Origin of the sequence: Prevotellamassilia timonensis, from assembly GCF_900106785.1 — a bacterium.
GTDB classification, from domain to species: Bacteria; Bacteroidota; Bacteroidia; order Bacteroidales; family Bacteroidaceae; genus Alloprevotella; species Alloprevotella timonensis.
The window spans coordinates 75694-93926 of the sequence record NZ_LT629842.1 but is presented as its reverse complement, the minus strand read 5'-3'; the positions used below and the strand labels follow the sequence as shown (position 1 = coordinate 93926).

Annotated in this window: 14 protein-coding genes and 1 tRNA gene; 3 read left to right on the top strand and 12 right to left on the bottom strand. The window is 47.8% G+C overall.

Annotated elements, in window-relative coordinates; all coding sequences use genetic code 11:
* Positions 1 to 261 precede the first annotated feature (261 nt).
* The 3 genes from BQ5453_RS03340 (at position 262) to BQ5453_RS03330 (ending at position 3223) form a co-directional block, all read left to right on the top strand.
* Positions 262 to 1548: an AI-2E family transporter gene (locus BQ5453_RS03340; RefSeq protein ID WP_071122152.1), complete on the top strand. Its 1287-nt coding sequence runs from the start codon at positions 262 to 264 to the stop codon at positions 1546 to 1548.
* Between the two features lie 58 nt (positions 1549 to 1606).
* Positions 1607 to 1679, top strand: a tRNA-Lys gene (locus tag BQ5453_RS03335).
* Positions 1680 to 2077: 398 nt separating this feature from the next.
* The gene (locus tag BQ5453_RS03330; RefSeq protein ID WP_071122151.1) at positions 2078 to 3223 is read left to right on the top strand and encodes a site-specific integrase; all 1146 of its coding nucleotides are present in this window, start codon (positions 2078 to 2080) and stop codon (positions 3221 to 3223) included.
* A 3-nt stretch (positions 3224 to 3226) separates the two neighbouring features.
* On the opposite strand, the gene BQ5453_RS03325 is transcribed toward BQ5453_RS03330, so the two are convergent.
* The 12 genes from BQ5453_RS03325 to BQ5453_RS03265 form a co-directional block, all read right to left on the bottom strand.
* Positions 3227 to 5173: a hypothetical protein gene (locus BQ5453_RS03325; protein ID WP_071122150.1), complete on the bottom strand. Its 1947-nt coding sequence runs from the start codon at positions 5171 to 5173 to the stop codon at positions 3227 to 3229.
* A gap of 64 nt (positions 5174 to 5237) precedes the next feature.
* Positions 5238 to 5681 (bottom strand): hypothetical protein, encoded by a 444-nt coding sequence (locus tag BQ5453_RS03320; RefSeq protein ID WP_071122149.1) that lies wholly within the window; start codon positions 5679 to 5681, stop codon positions 5238 to 5240.
* Between the two features lie 37 nt (positions 5682 to 5718).
* The gene (locus BQ5453_RS03315; protein ID WP_071122148.1) at positions 5719 to 10059 is read right to left on the bottom strand and encodes a phage tail tape measure protein; all 4341 of its coding nucleotides are present in this window, start codon (positions 10057 to 10059) and stop codon (positions 5719 to 5721) included.
* A 1887-nt stretch (positions 10060 to 11946) separates the two neighbouring features.
* A complete protein-coding gene (locus tag BQ5453_RS03305) occupies positions 11947 to 12348 on the bottom strand; it encodes an N-acetylmuramoyl-L-alanine amidase (protein ID WP_071122146.1) in 402 nt (133 codons plus the stop codon).
* Positions 12341 to 12631 carry a hypothetical protein gene (locus BQ5453_RS03300; protein ID WP_071122145.1) on the bottom strand — a complete coding sequence of 97 codons (291 nt, stop codon included), beginning with the start codon at positions 12629 to 12631 and terminating at the stop codon, positions 12341 to 12343. Before BQ5453_RS03300 ends, BQ5453_RS03305 begins: the two co-directional genes overlap by 8 nt.
* A 26-nt stretch (positions 12632 to 12657) precedes the next feature.
* Positions 12658 to 14040 carry a hypothetical protein gene (locus BQ5453_RS03295; protein WP_071122144.1) on the bottom strand — a complete coding sequence of 461 codons (1383 nt, stop codon included), beginning with the start codon at positions 14038 to 14040 and terminating at the stop codon, positions 12658 to 12660.
* Positions 14041 to 14136: 96 nt separating this feature from the next.
* Positions 14137 to 14568 carry a hypothetical protein gene (locus BQ5453_RS03290; RefSeq protein WP_143033284.1) on the bottom strand — a complete coding sequence of 144 codons (432 nt, stop codon included), beginning with the start codon at positions 14566 to 14568 and terminating at the stop codon, positions 14137 to 14139.
* A complete protein-coding gene (locus BQ5453_RS03285) occupies positions 14555 to 15046 on the bottom strand; it encodes a hypothetical protein (RefSeq protein WP_071122142.1) in 492 nt (163 codons plus the stop codon). Before BQ5453_RS03285 ends, BQ5453_RS03290 begins: the two co-directional genes overlap by 14 nt.
* Before the next feature lie 108 nt (positions 15047 to 15154).
* Positions 15155 to 15910, bottom strand: coding sequence for a hypothetical protein (locus tag BQ5453_RS03280; protein WP_143033283.1), 756 nt, complete (start codon positions 15908 to 15910; stop codon positions 15155 to 15157).
* 42 nt (positions 15911 to 15952) lie between these two features.
* Positions 15953 to 16600 (bottom strand): DUF6712 family protein, encoded by a 648-nt coding sequence (locus BQ5453_RS03275; RefSeq protein ID WP_071122140.1) that lies wholly within the window; start codon positions 16598 to 16600, stop codon positions 15953 to 15955.
* 53 nt (positions 16601 to 16653) lie between these two features.
* The gene (locus BQ5453_RS03270; RefSeq protein WP_074027632.1) at positions 16654 to 17697 is read right to left on the bottom strand and encodes a transposase; all 1044 of its coding nucleotides are present in this window, start codon (positions 17695 to 17697) and stop codon (positions 16654 to 16656) included.
* 55 nt (positions 17698 to 17752) lie between these two features.
* Positions 17753 to 18109: an ISAon1 family transposase N-terminal region protein gene (locus BQ5453_RS03265; protein ID WP_143033282.1), complete on the bottom strand. Its 357-nt coding sequence runs from the start codon at positions 18107 to 18109 to the stop codon at positions 17753 to 17755.
* Positions 18110 to 18233 lie beyond the last annotated feature (124 nt).

Here is an 18233-nt window from a genome sequence, read left to right as displayed (position 1 = left end):
ATTTTGTTGTTGTGCAAACAAAAAGCGGGGCTTTTCCTCTTTTTTAGGGTAAAGACGGGCTGCGCCTCGGCACAAATTTCAAACAAGTTTGACTTTGTGCGCTCGACTTGCACCTTTTTGAATAAAAGGGGCTGCGCCTCGGCACAAAATTCAAACAAGTTTGACTTTGTGCGCTCGACTTGCACCTTTTTGAGATAAAATAGATATATTTGCCACAGAAAGCCCAAAGAGGGTTTTCAAACTCTATTAAATATGCGTCCTATGACACAGAACAATTCTGCCAACAACGGCACACCTGATAATGCAGCCTTCAAGGTGGGCGGACAGTCACCCATTACTTTCGACCGCTTTATTCGCGGACTAATCGGGCTGCTACTCATTGCCGGACTCGGCACTGCGCTATACTATTTGAGCGGGGTGCTGATACCTTTCTTTGTAGCATGGATGGTAGCTTATCTGCTCTACCCGGTGGTGCGTTTCTTGCAAAACAAATGCAGGCTGCGCAACCGCTTGCTGGCCATTATCATCACCCTGCTGCTCACATGCGGGGCCATAGCCGGATTCATTTATATTGTGGTGCCGCCCATGATTGAGGAGATTGGACACCTTAAAGACGTGGCTCTCTCGTACATACAAGGGGGCATCAACAACAATACCATACCCGTGCCTGTGCAGCAATTTCTGCACCGCCACATCAACGAATACCAAATAGAGCACCTGCTGCAGCAAAAGGACGTGATGTCAGCCTTCAAGACAACTCTGCCCAAACTGTGGAATGTGTTGTGGAGCACGGCCGGCATCATCATTAACATTGTTTGCTCACTCATAGCCTTGCTATACTTGCTGTTCATACTTACCGACTACGAGAAGTATGCCAACGGCTGGATAAAGTTTGTGCCACGCAACAAGCGCGCATTTGCCGCGCAACTGGTGAGCGACATCGAACACGGCATGGCGGGTTACTTTCGCGGACAAGCACTGGTGGCACTGAGCAACTGTGTGATGTTCTCTATCGGATTTTTGATTATCGGGTTTCCCATGCCCATAGGACTTGGCTGCCTGATTGGTGTTATCAGTTTTGTGCCTTACCTGCAAGTGGTCGGCATGGTGCCTGCCGCCTTGCTGGCACTGCTCAAGGCTGCCGAATCTGGCGAAAACTTTTGGTGGCTGCTCTGCCTGGTACTGATTGTGTATTTGGTGGTGCAGGTGTTGCAAGACACCATTTTCACCCCGCGCATAATGGGCAAGATTATGGGGCTGCCCCCCGCCATCATTTTATTGTCACTGTCGGTATGGGGCTACGTTCTGGGCATTGTCGGCCTTATCATTGCCTTGCCCGTCACCACGTTGGCCATATCATATTACAGGCGTTACGTGGTGGGCAGTGAGCGCATCACCGACGAACTGGACACCGAAACCATTGCCATGGAGAAGGCCGCTGGCATCTATCTGGACGAAAACGAGGACGCCAAAAAGCCGCACAAACCCGCCGCTCCACCCGCTGAGGAGCCTCAAACTTCAGAAAAAACAAAAAAAGTTGGCAAATAATTTGGTGCGTTAGTACAATCTTCGTACCTTTGCACTCGCTTAACAGCAATAACGGTTTGACTTGCTAGCTCAGTTGGTAGAGCACAACACTTTTAATGTTGGGGTCTTGGGTTCGAACCCCAAGCAAGTCACTTATATTCCCAACGGGGTCACTTAGTGACTATTGCAGAATCACGAAGGAAAATCAATTCCAAAGAAAAGTATCAAGTGGATTTTACGAAAGTAGAGTCCACTTTTTCGTTGGTTATCAAGCATTTACACACTTTGATTAGCCTAACAAAAACATAAAAGTATATGTTCAATTAAGGAGATGGTAAGTTCAACTACTGCGGTTGAAAATTACTCCAAGTAGCCTACATGTGCCACCACAAGCCCTCATAAGCCAAAAAGGTGATACAATAGGTGATACAACTTTGGAAAAGGTGATACATAAAAAGTGATACACCTCACTTCCTTCAAAAAAAATTGCCGAAACAGGCATTTTTTTCTACTCGGAGCGATTTTTTTCCGCTTAACACCTACTATTCTCATGAAGAGTAAAGCTGTAAAAGTCGTTTTCGACAGAAGAAAGGAAGCAGCCAAAAAGGGTTATGGCTACGTTGATGTTGTAGTAAATCTGGGCAAAAAGGTCCGTAAATACGTTCTTATAGGGACATCAACTCCCGAGGAATGGGAAAAAGACTCCAATTCTTCAGAAGTAAAAGCTGTGGTAGAGAAATGTGAAAACATTCTCGTCACCATGAACGTGCTTGGTGAGGAATCGAATGTTGAAAATTTCAACAAGCATTTCTACGAAGAACAAGCAAAAAACAATGAGCCAGAACTTTCACCCGAAGAGATTTTAGCTCAAAAAGATTTCATCGCCTACTGCGAGGAAGCTTTGGCAGCCGAGGACATTAAAATCGGCACGCGCAAGCACAAGCAAGTAGTGATTGATGCCGTCAAAACCTACGGCAAACTAAAGACGTATGGTGACTTGACACCCAAGAACATTCTTGCCTTCGACCGATGGCTGCACAATGGCGAGCGGAGTGACGTTACCATTTATGGCTACCACAAACGGCTGAAGAAATGGGTGGGCGAACTGGCACGATTGGACGAGATACCACGCAATCCTTACAAAATTGTGAGTGTCACCCGTGGCAAGAGCAAAGAGCGCCAACCTCTGCTCGAAAGCGAATTGAAGAAAATGCGCGACTATCCCTTTGATGGAAAGTTGGAACGGGTGCGCGACCTCTTCATCTTCTCCGCTTACACAGGTCTTGCTTTCTGCGATGTGCAGAACTTTGACTATCAGTCCATGACGGTGAAGGAGGGTGATTTGGTTTTCATTGACGGGAACCGCATCAAGACCGATACGAAATTCTTCACCCCTATCCTTGCGCCTGCCATGGAAGTGTTGAAAAAGTACGACTTCAAATTGCCCAAGATTTCCAACCAAAAGGCAAATGATTACCTTCACTTGATACAAGCACAGCTTGGCATCAAGAAGAATCTGACCTTCCACGTTGCCCGCCACAGCTTTGCCACACTCGCCTTGGCGCATGATGTCCCCATCGAAAATGTAGCCCGAATGCTCGGACACGAGGACATTCGGACCACACAGATTTACGCAAAGGTTTTGCGTACCACCATCGAGCGCCATGCCACCGCACTCCAAGGCGCCATCATCTGAACTTTATTCATCTTCATCTAAAACACGATAAAACGTGCCTTTCAATAGCTGCGACATTCCACTCTCCTTGAATGTCGCAGTTATTTTTTCGCAAACATACTTGCCTCCCCTTATATAATATAGGGCACGTGGATTGGGCAAAGTATCAGACAAGAACGAGAACTGATACTTTTTCTTGCCATCTATTTTGTATAACACTTCGCGTTTCTCCTCCCACATTCCCTCATTCAAGCGAAGTGAAAAAGGCGTGACGAATGCCTGGAACTCATCTGAAACTTCCACAAAATCCACCACAGGGTGCGGCATATACGGCTTGAAGTACTGCACCCCGTTCCAAAAGCCCATATATATTTGGTCAAAGTAAGCGTCCGTGTTCTTGTTCTCCCCCTTGGCAATGGTACGGCTTGCCGCACCTTGCGCCAAATCTCCTGCATCGTAGTCAATGGTGTTGGCTGACGTTGAACTGCCAAACACACGGTCAGAACGACTACCGCTTGAAGAACCGCTCCCATCTTCTGTCAGTGTCCAATTCTCACTGCTTCCCATCTCGCCACAATTCATGAAAAGCATATTGCCGTGACTGTCTCCCGTCCCCTCAATCCAAGCAGGCACAATCTTCAGTTCCAAGTCCTCTGCATTCTTGTCCGCAAAGCGTTCCCCATAGGCATTGACAGGGAGCAAACGATTATAATAGCGATACCACTTCGTTTTCGTCTTGTCTGAAAAGCCCGAAGTACCCTCCATCACAAACTCCGATTTGTAGCAGTACATGACAAAGAATGTGCGGTTTTCCTTGACATAAAACAATTTGTGTCCATCAGAGCCATATTTGTAGCCACGCACATACTGCGTGCTGCTGGCGTTCGGTCTTGTTTGCCTTGTGTACACCCCACTTATTTTAAGCGACTTTGCCGCCTCCAACAAATCTGCCATTTTATCATAAACCTTGGCATCCTTGCCATATTTGCGAATGTACCAATCACACGAATAGTATGCCCAAAGCAAACTGCCATTGTCCTCATACTTCACATTCACGCTACCCAAGTATTCCGACTTATCCTCCTGTGTAACTTGGGTGGTATAACTATCCACCACCTTGTCCAACAGAACCTCATCTGCTTCCGTGGCAATGGCATCAGAGAATTTGAAAGAAATCGTTTTCTGCTTGTGGTTGATGGTGAAATCCCCAAACAGGAACTTCTCCAGCTCTTCAAAGAACTCCGTCAGCGTCCAATGTGGCAAAGCAAGTGCAAAGTTATAAGCGCCCCATGCCGCAGGCAAGGTGTTGCATATAAGGAGATTAACAAAGGCAGAGTTTTCCAATGCCATGAAATCCCACTTATAACCCACCTGCTTGCATATCCTGTAAAGGATATACAGCAAGTAAGGCTGAAACGACAAAGCCTGTGCTCCCGTTTGCGCATTGGTTTCATGCGGCCAAATAAATTCATTCTTGTCTGCGTTCCACACCATTTCATTCTGAATGTTCCCCGAAGTGTTATTCACCCAGGGCAACGGGACCCAGAAATTATCAGGGTATGGACGCATATCGTCCATGCAATGCCCTGCAACCGCCACGCGGCTTGTAGGATAACCCAAATCCAGCTCATTCAAATAAATATCGTCGAATGTCTCATCAAAGTTTTGCTCACTGCGTCCCTCCAAAAATTGCGTTTTGACTTCCACATCAGAAATTTCCGTGATGGTGATGGTGCCACTCCGATAAAAGTCACGATCGCGAATTTCGCAATCGAACACCACCTTGTTCTTTGCCACATCTGCGCGGTGGATATGCCCAAATATCGCTATGTTTTGGGCACACCCTCGCAAAGGGAAAGTGATTGTCAGCGTATAGCTGTCACTTCCCGTAAATAATCTATTCTCGGCAATGAAGTCAAACGATGTGCCTTCCTTCAATACGGCTTGTTGGTTGTTGATGATGATTTCCATAAATGTAATGTGCTACCTTTGTTATTAGCAAAAGTAGCACATTACATTTCATGTAAAAAAGACATCAAAGCTTGATATCTAATTCATCTTCAAATTCAATATTACCTCTATCAAGTGTCCAATGAACATAACTATTCAATTCAGACTTCAATATATCTACAAGATCTTCTATAGAAGAATGAAACTTTTCTGTATAAGAAAGCAATATATTATACGCTTTGTCAACAAGTTCATCATTATCCCAATTGCCATGTACTCTCAAGAAAATAATATATCTAATGAGGGTTTCTTTAAGGCGAATTTTGAACGCGTTTACATCATCGTAATCTTCAAACATAAGTTTTATATGTTCAAGCATATTCCAACCATTTGCACAACAAAAGGCTAAGTGTTGAACTTTTTCAAGGTCTGTAAGATCATGAAATTCTTTCAGCGATGAATCAAAATAAAAGCGAGTTGGCTCGGGTAAATAAAGCTCTAACTCAAAGTCTTCTACATTCATTTTCATAATACAATGATTTTTCTGCAAATATAGTGAAATTAAGTCATTTTCTCCTTGATTTAGGAGACTTGTTGCGCATAAGTGTATCATACTCGTCTTGTGCTTGCTTGATACCTGTGTCCCCTGTCACTGTATTCACGGTGACAAAAGGTTCATTCAATCTTTGGCTTAGTCGATTCATTGTTTCTTCGTACTTACTGAGTACAGCTGCACTCTGTGCCAAAGCTGCCGAAGCGACATTGTCCGTGGGCGCTTGAATAATTACAGGTTGCGGTGAAGGCGAAGCCACCGCACCTGTTCCCACAATTGTTCGTGAAACATCATCGGCTCGCAAGGATCCGATGGTGTTAGTCCTTTGTGCATAGTCCAAAGCGTTAATCAAAGGTCTTGCCACAGGTGATGCGAGCAACTTTTGTGATGCCACCCATTCCCCGGCATGAACTACGCCCACTTCTTCGTTTACTCTGCCTTGCGGAGTAAAACCACCTTGCGCATATCCTTGTGCCTCACTTGCCTGTTGTTGTTTTTTGATCGCGGCAATCTGTATCATGCCCGCAGCAATAGCCATAGCCGCTGCAATAGGTGCCATGATATAACCGACCACAGGAATAGCCGCTGCCGAACCATAAGCAGAGATAGCGTTTTGGGCCGTCTGCGCCACCGCTTGAATAACCTGCATGGCAAATAGTTTCTTGTTTGCCTCGTTCTTCGCTTTGGCAAGGGCGGCTTGTTTCTCCTTTTCAAGCTTCGCCACCTTGTAGTTATTACCCTTTGCCGCAGAGATTTCCGCAGAATAGCGGGCATTGATGGCAGCAGTTTCCTTCTCGAGTTCCGCCTGGACGAGAGAAGAAACGCCACTAAATATCTCACCCATGCCACTCATGACAGTGGAGAACGATTGCGTAACGGCTTGTCCGGCATCGCTCTCCAACCAATTAGCCAATTTCTCATTGGCTTTCTCCATGCCGTTCTTAGTCACACCAATACTATCAATGGCATACTTCTTACGCAAAGCCAGCTTTGCCTTCTCGAACGCTTCCTCTATGCGCAGTTTCTCTGCCGCATTGTCGCCAGCTGCTTTTACTTCAGCGTTGTAAACTTGTTGAAGAGCTGCCATCGCACTATCGTATTGCGTAAGTCGTTCATCAGCATTTGCCCCAAAATACTCCTCTTTAAGTTGCTGTTTCACTTGTTGCTGGCGTTGGATAATCTTCTGCTGATTGGCAAATACCTTGTTCTGATATTCCTTTTCAGCTGCAAGTCTTTCCTTGGAGCCTTCCTTATAAAGCTGCACCACTTTGCGAAGATGTTCCAACTCAGCCAACCCCACTGCATCTTCGTAGGTTTTTGTGTCAGAAAGTCCATCAATATAGCGTTGCTTCAACTCCGCGAGTTGGGCATTATACGCTTTATCTTCTCGTTCGCGAGAAGCAGAAGTTGCGTTCTCCTCCTGTTTCTTCATAGCCTCCTGGTATTGCGCTTGCGCCTCCAAGAGGTCTTTAGCAGAAACGTCAGAACGCTCCATCTTCTTTTTCCAATACTGCACGTTGATCTCGTCCATGCGTGCGGTGTATTGCTCATAATCCTTCTCACCCTTTGCATACGCAATGCGGTTAAGCGCTTCCTCTTTCGCTTTCCAATCATCGGGAGAGTTTTTGCGGTCAGTCTGCTTTTTCTTTGCTTCCGCCAAGTTCGCTTCCGCTTCGGCTTTCTCTTCCGCGGTGATCTTCTTGTTAGCAAGCACTTTTTGATAAAATTCTTGCTCAATCTCCTCCATGCGCTCCACATAGGCTTCATAGTCCTTTTCCCCCTCCATGTATGCTTTCTTGTTGAGCGCATTCTGTTCTTTCTGCCAATCTTGTTCCGCCTTGAACTTGTCCGACTTTTTATTCTTCTTATCATCGTCCACTACAGGCGCACCGCCACCACCTCCACCATTGTTTGTGACGACAGGTTTATGATTGGTTTCCTCGGCAGCTTGTTTGCCGAGATCATCGCCATAAGTGTCTGTAATAGCTTTCTGACGCGCATTCAGTTTTTGCAGTTCCTTGCGTTTGCTGTTCGCTTTACTTCGTTTGCGTGCAGCTTGTGAACCATTAGCAATACCGCTGTAACTCGCCATTGTTCCGCCAGCTGTACCATAGCTATACATCGTGTTCGAGCTTGCCGATTCGATACTTTTTTGTTTGGCATCATACGCATCAGCTTCCTCGTCCAGCTGTTTAATTTCCATGGTAAGTTGCGCCTTTTGTTTGCCAATCTCTTTGAGCATATCTTTTGCTCCCTCAATCTCATACTTTTTCGTAAGAGAAAGCAAATAAGCGTCCAAAGCATCCTTGTTCTCCTTGTACTTACCCGTGGTCGCGTCCAGCTGCGCATTATAATTGGGTATTATTTTATTGAGTGCTTGCACCGCCTTTTGGCGATCGTCCAAAGAAAGTTTCTCATTACGTGCCACCTTAACCAGTGCATCAATCTTGTTCTTCTCCTCCACAATACCTTCTTGACCTTTCAGGCGAACAGCAGCTAAAGCCTTTTCGCCCTCGGCAGCTTCATTCACTTTTTTAGTCATCTTGTAAATGCCATAGCCAAGCGCCACAGCAGCAGCGAGCAAAACACCCCAACCACTTGCCAACGAAAGTCCCTTTCGCTTCAAGTCCACCATGAGTGAGGATTGACGCGCCCAATTTCCTTGCAGCTTCGCCAATACCAAATTGAAAGCAATGTGTCCAGCTTGCAGTGTGTTCACCACTGCATGGTACGCGATAGCCGTACCCTTGCACACGGCATGCCATGCCGCTTGTGCTTTAAGAGCTATTGCATTTGCCTTGACTGCAATGGTGTAAGCTACCACCATTGAAGTCAATACGATAATGGCTTCCTTGTTTCTTGCAAGGAAGTCTATTGTCGTACTCATAGCCTTCAGTGTGAGGGTCGTAGTACTGATTACATGCTTCATGACGGGCATCAGTTTTTCGCCCAATTCGATAGCCAACTCCGTGACGCGCTTTCTTGCCTTATCCAGCTCCGCCTCTACAGTCGAGTTCTGCACATTAAACTCATTCGTCACCGAGGTGGCATCTTCAAACGACTGTGTCGCTTGTTCCTGTTGCCACTTCACCATTTCCACATTGCCGGCTAAGGTTGCCAAAACTTGTGAAGCACGGGCGCCATTCTCACCCATGTTCTTGAAAACAGGAGCGAGTACGTCCATGTTGCCCAACTCCTTCAACTTTTGAAGGAGCATAAGCAGTCCCTCGTTGGTGCTGCGTTTCAATGCCTTGTTCAGTTCGTCCAAATCCATGCCCGTTGCCTTGGCTATCTTGCTTGGCTCCTTAAAAAGGTTCATTATCAACTGAGATAAAGCCGTTGCCGACATCTCGCAAGCTTGTCCCTGGCTATCCAATACTGCTGCAAAAGCCATGATTTGCGGAATAGTCATACCAGCTTGCGCCCCCACGCCAGCCATGCGCTTGCCAAACTCCGCGAGGTAGCCAGCAGAAGCTGTACAATTTTGCGAGAGGTCGTTAATCACTGAACCCACAGCGAGCAAGGATTTTTCTGTGCCAAGTCTCGCTTCATCACCAAATATGTTGGTGAGTTTGGAAAGCGTCAAGGTCGCCCCATCTCCCAACTCGTCCAAAGCCACATTGATTTGGTCAGCTGCCTTGACAAAGCCCAAGACATCTTCTTTTGAAGATTTTCCGAGTCGCCCCGCTTCCTCTGCGAGTTTGTTCAAGTCCTCACGCGAAGTACGGGTGTTCATCTTCTTAAAATCCTCATTCAGTTCCTTCACTTCGTCATCAGCCAACCCCGTGAACTTGCGCACATTCGCCATTTCCGCGTCCATCTCCGCAAAAGCGTTCACTGCCTTGCGTCCTGCCAAGACAAGTCCCGTGCCGACAGCAGCCACCCCTGCAATGATGTTGCCCCACTTGTCCACAAAACCATTGATGCGGTCCACAAGTCCCACATTCTCCTTTTCGGTTTCCCTTAGCTCCTCATTGACATTCGCGATTTCAGCCTTTACGCGCTTGATGCTCTCACACTGCTTGTTCCACTCGTCCGTACCGCGTTCGATGCCGTTCAAGGACTTTTTGAGTTCCTTGAGCGTTCTATTCAGTTCCTTAGGCGAAGCTTTATCCAGTCTCTTCATGACATTCTCCACTCCTTGGGTTGCACTCTCAATCTGCCCAATCTGGCGATGTGTCTGGCGTAGCTCCCTTTGCAATTTCTTCAGTTGCACCTTATCCCCAGCAGCTGCCGCCTTTGTGATGCGTTCCTCCAAATCGGAAGCTTGTTTTTTCAGTTGTTCGAGCATATTTTGTGCCTGTTTGCCGTTCACAGTAAGCGTGACCGTAGCATTTGCGTTAATATCCGACATAATTTTAACAATTAGAAAGTGAATAATATCACGAAAATACTGCTATGGGAGCCACCCACAAAAGACGATAAATCAGGCGTTTCAAGCTCAAAAATCAAGCCTATTTTTGATGAAAACCGAAAAAATTTAAGTGGTAGAAAAATAAAAGCATTGAATATCAATGCTTTAGGGGGTTGTTAAGGGGTTTCCCCTTAACCCCTCCGTCGGAAGACCCCCCGACCGCCCTACATCGTCAAACCACGACCACCCCCACACCAAAGCGGAATATGTAAACATATCTTAAATAATACCCTTCTTTGAGTTCCTTCACCCCGACAAAAGTCCCCAAAATGCACGAATGCCGAAAAGGTTGAACACATTGAAAAAGAAGAAAAGGCAAACAACGCACACACCATACCCACACTACAAAATACCCCCGAAGTTTCCACGAATACACCCCGAAGTTTCGCAAATACCACGATTGCACACTCCAAGTTTCTCATGTGCATAGATGCCAAGTTTCCGCACACCCCAATTTGCACCCCGAAGTTTCGCAATGCGCCAAAATCCAAGGTTTCGGACTATCTAAAACAACCCTCCGAGTTTCCACCTACGCAACAAAGCACCCCGAAGTTTCACAATGCGCCAAAATCCAAGGTTTCTGACTATCTAAAACAACCCTCCAAGTTTCCTTATACTCATGAGGTTCGGGAGTTTCTGACTATCCAACGACCTAACGCACCCGACCAAACACCCACACCCCCGAAGCATTTTGGGGTCTCTGATAGCCTCCAAAAGCCCCACCTTTCAAGGGGAAATTTCACACCTTGGGGGTCTCGACCGACCACCACCCGCGCCACCGCGAACGGGCGGTAATCCGTCTGTGTACGTGCCGAAAAATGCCTAACACTTTAGCAGATGATAATCTGCCATAGTGTTAGGCACTTGAAGGCACGTACTCAGACGACCGCTGAAGGGCATAAAAAGTGTGTTGTCGTGTTTTAGCGGACTTGTCCGCCATAGCACGACAACACGCTTTGTTGCCTAAAAAAGGCACGCTATGCGGTAAAACGGACTGGCGAGACACGTAGCCTGTCCGCCACCAATAGAGCCTGCATCTTCTTTCGAGGTACGAGAAAGGTGATGTGGGCTTGACGGACTGACTTTGAAGCATGAAAAGTAGGTCCGCGCATGAAAGAAGCCCAACCTCCCTTGAAGCATGAAAGGGTGGATTGGGCTTGAACGGAATGGCTTTGAACCCTGAGAAGCCTTTCCGCTGAAACGTGGGCTAATCTCCTTTGAAGCATGAAAAGGTGTTTAGCCCATTAAAAGAAACAGAGCAAAGCTACAAGACAATAGAGCGAAGTCTCGCTTCGCTGCAAAATCAAGCATCGGAGTCCCGACGATGGCACCACCAAAAGGCAACCAAGGCTGCAAGAAATACCAAGGTCAAGATTAACTTGACAGGAAAAGTCCATGGTCTTGCCATGGACTCCCTCTGCTGAACTTGTTGTAAGGAAGATTGCCGAGTCGCAGCGAGGCTGTCTTCCTCCCCTGCCTCTGTCTTGGTGCTCTCCTTTCGGCTTGACGAAAGGTGTGCGCCATAGATACGAATGGATTGCGGCTTTTGCCGGGAATACTTTTGCGCCTTGGCGTTAGAAACACCTTGCAGCGCATGGGGAGCTTCGATAGTTGGAGTCTCTGCTCCAACCCCGAAGCTCACGATGCAGCTGTCGAACAAAAGTTCGGTGTGCCGCCACACCGAATCAATGCGTGACGTTTGCCACTGATGCCGCTGCACCTGTACAGCGGAGTCCGTGGCAAACGTGTTCGTACTTGTGACTTTGTGCATACTGCGGCACGAAGTGAGTAGGCACAGCCACATGATTATGGGAAAGACAAAGGGCTTCATAACTCTGTTTGAACGTTAAACGATGGGCAAGCCTTGTTAGAATACTCATTATGCCCATGCACAGTTGCATGGGGGTAAACGAACTGAAGCTGCTGCACGAGTTGGCGAAGTGCCTGCTTCTGTTGTGGCGTGCGTGTGTCCTTGGGCGTTTTTCCGTCCTTGGCCACACCACCGATGTAGCAGATGCCAATGCTGTGGACATTATGCCCCAGGCAATGGGCACCAGCTATGTTCTCAGCACGTCCCTTGTGGACGCTGCCGTCCCGATAGATGACATAGTGATAACCTATGTCAGCAAACTTGCGTGCCAAGTGCCAACGACGAATGTCGTCCACCGTGAAGTCCTTGCCTTCGGGGGTGGCACTGCAGTGTATGATGATTTCGGTGATTTTACGCATGAGATTTAGTGTTAGGATTGTTCAACTTCTGTTCCTCCTCCTTGATGGCCTTGTCTATTGTTTCACCAATCTTGTCTTGCAATTGTGTGACCTTACGACCATAGTAAATGCTTACTCCGAAGATTGAGCCAGCATAGATGAGACATTGTGAGAAAATCCACAGGACAGAGTCCGAGATTTCGCCTTTGGGCGGTGTGATGAACCCTGCGACTGCAAGGGCATAGCCGCCTACAAGCATGGCGAGGGCGGACCAAAATTGAATGCTTACTTTGGGTTTAGTCATTGTTCGTTACATTTAGATATGTATTATCAAGCGTTCAGCTTTGTCTGAACAGTTTTCATCTTGTTTTCCAAGTCGTCCACGCGCTCGCCAAGCGTCATGATCATGTTGTAGAGGTTTACCAAGTCTGTTGAAGTGGCGTCCAACGTCTTTTTATCCCCCTTGCTCATGAGACCGTCCGTTGTGGCACTGGCCAACGGAATGGCGTCCGTGTAAAGCGCATTGAACTTCATGCCAAACTGCGAGAGCACGTACTTGTTCGTGTTCACGTCCCATGCCATGCGGTCAGGGAACAGACAGCCCCAGTCCTCGGCATAGCTTATCGTTTTGCGGTCGCTGCCCGTAAAGTAGATGGCACGCTGGAACACCTTGGCATGGTTGAATATGATTTGTCGGCAGTAGTCGTTCTCGATATTCTGAATGAGCGTGATGCTCATGTGCTTCTGATACGTGAGGTGCGCCACCACGATTTCGGCATTGCCCGAAATTGAAGGGTCGCGCAAGGCATTGAGCGCAGCTGTCTCTTCCAAGAAATTGCCCAACTCCTTGACGCGCGTGTTCAAAGCCTTCTGCACATCGGTCACGGCACGTGTGGTGGTCAATCCCGGCACGCTTGCCGTAGCCATAGGCAATGTGACGCTGAACAGCTGTGTGCCTGCGGCATTGCTTGCCGCCAACACGCGCGAACTGCCTGTATAAGCGAGGGACGTGGCTATGGTGTCTGTGACAGCGGACACCGCCTTGTCGATGGTGCAGACATGGTCATAATACTTGTTGAGCTGCTGCACCTGTGCAGCGGTCATCACGCCCGCACTCGAAGAGGTGGCGGCAGGGAGGGCAAAAGCATTGTTGATGCTTTTCATTTCCCCCGTGACCATGTTCAGGAGCGTGGCAGAAAATGCCACACTCACCTTGTTCACGTCCCCCAACTTGAAGTGCTGAATGACCTGCTTGGCTTCGCCCAACTTGGCTTTCCAGGATTTTAGGGAAGCGATGTTTGTGTTGCAGTTGGATATGGCAAGCTTTGCCCTTGCCATGTCCTCGGTGCAACTTGTTAGGCTCTGCACCTGTGCCGCGGACATCACCCCGGCTTGTGCGGTGGTGGCGGCTTTGAGGATTATATTGTCTGCTTGTCGTTGCAGCACGCCACTTGCAGTATTGCCCTGAATGACGGACAGACAGACCTTGTCTGTGCCGACAGTTCCGAGGCTGATGCTCTGCAACAACGTGGAGAGTTTCAGAAGATTGGCTTTCCAAGCCGTGAGGGACTGCAAGTCCGTGTTTGTTGCAGCAGCAGAAAGCAAGTCTGCCAGGGCTTGCAATATCACGCCCAAATTTTCGGGGATGATGGCTGCTTCGGTGCTTAATGCCCGAAAAGCCGTGATTTGCTTGGTTATGTTTGTCGTGTTCATAAGTTGAGTTTTAAGTTTGGAGGTTATAAGGTTATAAAGTCCGTAATGCTTGCAGAGTTGATCTTATGACCTCATAACCTTAAAACTCCAAACTATTTAGTGATTGTATCTGAGGTACTTATCGTCCAAAGATTGGGCTACCACGCCCACAAATTCTTTTGCCATGTTGTCGGCAAGAAAGTCCCTTAGGTTCATGACGGAAGCATAATACTTACGCGAGAACCAAGGTTTCTTCTTGCGCTTGCGCTCCCTGCCGATGTCGCCATTGTTACCGCGAGGAATCTCCTTACCCGTACCAAAGTTCTGCCAAAGTCCGTACTCTAAAAAAGACTGACTTAGTCCGAGTTCCATGAACCGTCCGTCAGCACGGAGCGGTAACGACTTGGGCGAAGCGAGCAAGGCGCCTGTGTCTATCACATCGAGCAAGGTCATTTGCTCTTTCCATATTTTGAGCATGGTTTCGTTGAAAGCCGTGACGAATTTTTCGCGTTCCCTTAATGCTGCTTGTTCTTGGTCATTCCCATTCATCGGCATTGTATCTTAAATCCGTAAACGTGTCCACAGCAATTTGGAAGTAGGCACAAGCGCAGCCCGAAAAGAAATACTCGTTCATCTCGTTGAACGTGATGCGTTCATCAAGGTAAATGCACGATTGTTCTAATCGTGTCCGTTCAAGAATGAGTTGGCTCATGAATTGGCGGAACACTTCTCTGAGTGTTTCCATGCAGGAAAGCCTTGCCTCCATGTCATCAATGGCATGGCGCATGGCAAGAAAGATGGTTTTCACGCGCCTTGTGCGTGGCGTGTTGGCGAGTGCGATATAGCCTTGGCTCATGTCGCTCACGCAGACAAAAGCCGTGGTGCTTTGCATGGTTTGAAGTGCCTCTTCAAAGCCTTCCAAGCCCGACACGCGGGCAAAGGCAAAGCCTTGTGCGGTGGCAAGCTTGTTGCGGGTAACCAAGTCTTGAAAGAATGCCGTGGCATTCCAATTGAGATTTGATTTCATAAGGTGACATGATTAGATATTTATTACTATCTTTGCGATGTGGGGGGAGCGTTTAATCCCTTTAGGGACACGTCCCCCATTCCAGCCAAGGCATTTGCTTTGGCTTTTTTATTTAAGTTGGTTGCGTAGTTCTTGTGCTTCCTGTGCCTTGGCATCAAGCTCCGTCAAGGCACGCCAGCAGTCCATTTGCAGAATGGCTGCTTCCTTGGTAATGTCCCCTCCTGTAAGCGCACGGATTTGTGCGTTCATCGCCTGTCGGAGTTCCTCTCCGACCCCCAAATCAGCACTCCCCAAGAGATTGCTTTTCTCTTGGGGTATGTTGGTGAAGAAATGTGGGAACATACGGGTGAAGTTCGCTTTGACAGAAGCGAACCAATAAAATACAGAAAGCAGTTCTGCGTTCTCCAAACAAGCTTTGTCCGAAAGTTTCGGATAAAGCAAATGCGCCATCTCCGCAAGGCATTCCATGCTTTGCGTGTGCAGAAAACCTTGGTAATAGTTCTCGCAAGCAAGATAGTCCTCAAAGGGGACGGCTTGCAAATCGGCAGCGACTGCCGATGCACCGCCAATGACAGCAATGCGCACAGGCATGGGAGCAAAACTCTCCAAGAATGCGAGTTGTCGCGCAGCAAAAGTGACTTGCCAATCGGCAAGCACCACTTGGCGTTTGCTTTTTCTATTCTTGACCAAACAGGAGTGTTTGTCTGCACGACAAAGCACAACAATTTCAGCCCATTTGCAAACGCAAAGGGCTAACACCTCATTCATCAGCAAATCACGTGCGACTTGTCGAAAGAAGAACAACAATTGCTGGTCGGAAAGTTCCGACCATGACTTGGGCAGGGATATAGAAAATGCTTTCATACCGCGAAAGTATGGAAGCATCTATTTGAGAGAAAAGACAAGTTAGAACCAATACCCACCTTTTCTTTTGTCATTTTTGTACCCATGATTTTCAAAGAGAGCAGCGGTCATCGACTGCTTCCACTCCTCAAAAATGCCATCGGTAGCATTGCGGAGGGAGTTCACGACCTCTATGCAAGATGGTATGGGGACTTCTCCTTCTTCCCGTAACATATACAGTTCTATTGCGAAGATGTGCCTCCAGGCACGCTTGTAGTGTGGTGCAGATGGGGTCTCGCCCCATTTGCCCAACAACTCTGCTTGGCGCAGAGTCTCCAAGAGTTCACAGGAGAAGAAGTCATGCGCCAATCGTTCCTCGATGGCGATGAGTTTAGAATGCAATTCTTGATAACGCAGCCAAGAGTGGTCGGTACTGCCGAGTTTCCGAGGCAGATCCAACCACGGGTAAAGCGTTTGCTCGAAGTATAGGCATGGGTCGCTTGTCGCCCATGCCACTTCCTGCGTCAGTAACGGAAACAATACCGCAAGCGTGTCATCACGCATTTTCTCCAATGAAAGGAGCAAGCGTTCCACGCGCTCCTTACTGGCAGGGGCTATATTGGTGTTTGAAACGACACCAAAGCCATTGGGTGTAAGCACCAAATCCAACTGCGGAACGGCATGGAGCATGGCTTCTGCCACCACAGCCATACGCGCATAATGCGGCGCACCCGACAAACCCTGTGGAGTAGGCCGTGCAGATGCTAACCCAAAACTGTTGCTAAACGATACATGAAGAATGGTATGTCTATGACTCCTTTTACTTGTGCACGAAAGCATTTGATCTTTGAGTTCAACGATTCAGCTGAAGCGTTAGTCTTACGTCCGTCAAAGTAGTTCAGGATTTCATCCTCATAGAATCTGATGGTATCGCGTACGGACTTGATTTCACGCAGAGTGCAGGAAGCCACTTTCTCATACCACCCCTTGAAATTCTGTTTGGCAGTCTCCTTTGTGAGTTTCTTGTTTCTGAATATGGCTCTAAGGGAGTTGATCAGATTGTATGCTTCTTCAAGTTTTGGGTAGAGTGCGAAAAGTATCTTCGCACGCTTTTTCTGCGTTGCGCTCCACTTCTCTCGGCTCATGGACAATTGCTTGCGACATCGTGTCTGTGCCTCTACAAGAGTCTCGCCATTTTCAAGCCTTTTGGGTTCAAAGCGAGTGTTCAGCCTCATAGGCTTTCTTCCGCGCTTGCTCTTCTTCCAGTTCTTCCCATGCCTTTTCCTCATTCGCTCGCGGTAAGCCTTTCTCTGCGCTGCCAGATTTTCGAGGTATTTGCGAAACTCTGCCTTCTGTCTGTTCGCCTCCTTTACGGCTTTTCGTTTCAGGCGCAGGCGTATCTCTTCGCAGCCCTCTCCACCGCGTTTTACGACATGGAAGCAGTCACGTATGACTGTGGCTTTAGGGAATGCCTCTCGGGCTATGACACGCATGCAATCTGAGAGATCCATCGTGATATTCTCAACCATTTCACGCTTATCTGCAGGTAGTTGCATGAGAACCTTCAGTACGTCAGCAGGATTCGTTCCCTTGACTACTGCTATGATTGCACCCTTGCGACCATGGGCATCCTTGTTGTGAACGATAGTGTACAGTTCGCCCTGGAGGGAGGTCTCGTCTATGCCTTGCTCCTTACCTACGTTTTGCGGAATAAGAATCCACTTGGATGCGTGATCCTTCTGCTCCCACGTCTCGAAGTTACTCAGGGCGTCCTTGTATCTTTTGGCAAACGTGGAGCTGTTAATCATGTACGTATAACCAATCTGACGAGCGGTTATCGTCTCAGAGTCCATTCGCCCTCTTTTAAAAAAGCGCGAAGTCCTTCGCGTATCGAGTGCCCTTATGCTTCAGTTCAAACTCCTTGTCAAGGTCAACACTTCTTGTTGTGCCATCCGGCATTGTCCAACGCCTTCTTCGTATGTGAAGTACCGCCTTCTTGTCTCGGGCTGGATAGTCAAGTAAACATGATTCTTCCCCAAAACCATTGCTCACGGAATCCTTCATGTCTGGTGTGCGATTGTCGCGCTCATCCAGATAGATGTGAAGCTCTGTTGTGTAAAGAACATCCTTGTCCAGAGTACGCTGTGTTGCAAAGTCTGTCACCTCGAAATATTTAAGAACTCCTTCGGGGAGGAAATATGAGGCGAGGCCCTCATACATATTTTTATTGCCATTCTGATTCATAGTGCAAAGGTACTACTTTTGGGCAATCATGTATCGTTTGGCAACTCAGTTTTTGGGTTAGCATCTGCACAGCCCTCCACAGGGTTTGTCGGGTGCGCCA

Coding starts and splice junctions, on each gene's coding strand:
- BQ5453_RS03340 (WP_071122152.1), top strand. CDS start 262: ATGACACAGAACAATTCTGCCAACAACGGCACACCTGATAATGCAGCC.
- BQ5453_RS03330 (WP_071122151.1), top strand. CDS start 2,078: ATGAAGAGTAAAGCTGTAAAAGTCGTTTTCGACAGAAGAAAGGAAGCA.
- BQ5453_RS03325 (WP_071122150.1), bottom strand. CDS start 5,173: ATGGAAATCATCATCAACAACCAACAAGCCGTATTGAAGGAAGGCACA.
- BQ5453_RS03320 (WP_071122149.1), bottom strand. CDS start 5,681: ATGAAAATGAATGTAGAAGACTTTGAGTTAGAGCTTTATTTACCCGAG.
- BQ5453_RS03315 (WP_071122148.1), bottom strand. CDS start 10,059: ATGTCGGATATTAACGCAAATGCTACGGTCACGCTTACTGTGAACGGC.
- BQ5453_RS03305 (WP_071122146.1), bottom strand. CDS start 12,348: ATGCGTAAAATCACCGAAATCATCATACACTGCAGTGCCACCCCCGAA.
- BQ5453_RS03300 (WP_071122145.1), bottom strand. CDS start 12,631: ATGACTAAACCCAAAGTAAGCATTCAATTTTGGTCCGCCCTCGCCATG.
- BQ5453_RS03295 (WP_071122144.1), bottom strand. CDS start 14,040: ATGAACACGACAAACATAACCAAGCAAATCACGGCTTTTCGGGCATTA.
- BQ5453_RS03290 (WP_143033284.1), bottom strand. CDS start 14,568: ATGAATGGGAATGACCAAGAACAAGCAGCATTAAGGGAACGCGAAAAA.
- BQ5453_RS03285 (WP_071122142.1), bottom strand. CDS start 15,046: ATGAAATCAAATCTCAATTGGAATGCCACGGCATTCTTTCAAGACTTG.
- BQ5453_RS03280 (WP_143033283.1), bottom strand. CDS start 15,910: ATGAAAGCATTTTCTATATCCCTGCCCAAGTCATGGTCGGAACTTTCC.
- BQ5453_RS03275 (WP_071122140.1), bottom strand. CDS start 16,600: ATGGCTGTGGTGGCAGAAGCCATGCTCCATGCCGTTCCGCAGTTGGAT.
- BQ5453_RS03270 (WP_074027632.1), bottom strand. CDS start 17,697: ATGATTAACAGCTCCACGTTTGCCAAAAGATACAAGGACGCCCTGAGT.
- BQ5453_RS03265 (WP_143033282.1), bottom strand. CDS start 18,109: ATGTATGAGGGCCTCGCCTCATATTTCCTCCCCGAAGGAGTTCTTAAA.